Here is a 1179-nt window from a genome sequence, read left to right as displayed (position 1 = left end):
TAATGAGATGGTCGCCCTCACCCTGTTAGCGATATATTGACAGCGTGTGATTTATTTTTTTAAGAGGCCATCATCATGAACACTATCGCACTGATTGGTATCGATCTCGGCAAGCATTCCTTTCATGTCCATTGTCAGGATCATTCGGGGAAAGCCCTGCTACGTAAAAAATTCACCCGAACTAAATTGATGGAATTCTTAGCTGGCTGCTCTCCGGCAATAGTGGTGATGGAAGCCTGTGCGGGCGCGCATTTCATGGCAAGACGGATCGCCGATTTTGGGCATGAGGCCAAGCTGATTTCACCGCAGTTTGTCCGCCCTTTTGTCAAAAGTAACAAGAATGATTTTATTGATGCGGAGGCTATCTGTGAAGCTGCTTCACGGCCCTCAATGCGTTTTGTTCAGCCCAGAACAGAAGCCCAACAAGCCATGCGCGCCCTGCACCGTGTCCGGGAATCGCTGGTCCGGGATAAAGTCAAAACCACCAATCAGATGCAGGCTTTCCTGCTTGAATTTGGTATCAGCATGCCCAAGGGGATTGCCGTGATAAAACGGCTCTCTGCTGTGCTGGCTGAACATGAACTTCCTCCTTATTTGGTGCAGGTATTACTGCGGTTACAGGCACATTATCACTATCTGGTTGAGCAAATCACCGAAATTGAAACTGCTCTATCACAGGAGATTGCTCAGGATGATATCGGACAACGGCTGATGACGATCCCCGGCATTGGCCCCATCACGGCGAGTGTGCTTTCCTCACAACTGGGCGATGGGAAACAATACGCACACAGCCGGGATTTTGCAGCCTCGACGGGATTGGTGCCCCGCCAGTACAGTACCGGAGGAAAGACAACCTTATTGGGGATCAGTAAACGGGGTAACAAAACACTCCGGCAACTGTTGGTGCTCTGTGCCCGAACATTCATAATGCATATTGAGCATAGAAAGGGCAAACTGGCTGACTGGGTTAAGCAGCAACTTGAACGAAAGCATTCTAATATTGTGGCCTGTGCATTGGCTAATAAACTTGCCCGGATAGCCTGGGCTATTACGACAAAACACACGGTATTTGAAGCTTAAATCAAGCCTATTGTGAACAAATTTGAAACGAGACCCCACAGGTTTTGCGAAGACTGATAATTGATGACATGAACGGCCTACCGGCCTGATGAGAAACCT

General features: G+C 48.6%; 1 protein-coding gene. It reads left to right on the top strand.

All coding sequences use genetic code 11. The features are described 5' to 3' along the window. The first annotated feature begins 75 nt into the window (after positions 1-75). Complete coding sequence (locus tag ABR397_RS22690) at positions 76-1080, top strand: IS110 family RNA-guided transposase (protein ID WP_350307684.1); 1005 nt, start codon at positions 76-78, stop codon at positions 1078-1080. The last annotated feature ends 99 nt before the right edge of the window (positions 1081-1179 follow it).

Source organism: Photorhabdus viridis, from assembly GCF_040256935.1.
Taxonomy (GTDB): domain Bacteria; phylum Pseudomonadota; class Gammaproteobacteria; order Enterobacterales; family Enterobacteriaceae; genus Photorhabdus; species Photorhabdus viridis.
This window is presented reverse-complemented; position numbering and strand designations above follow the sequence as displayed.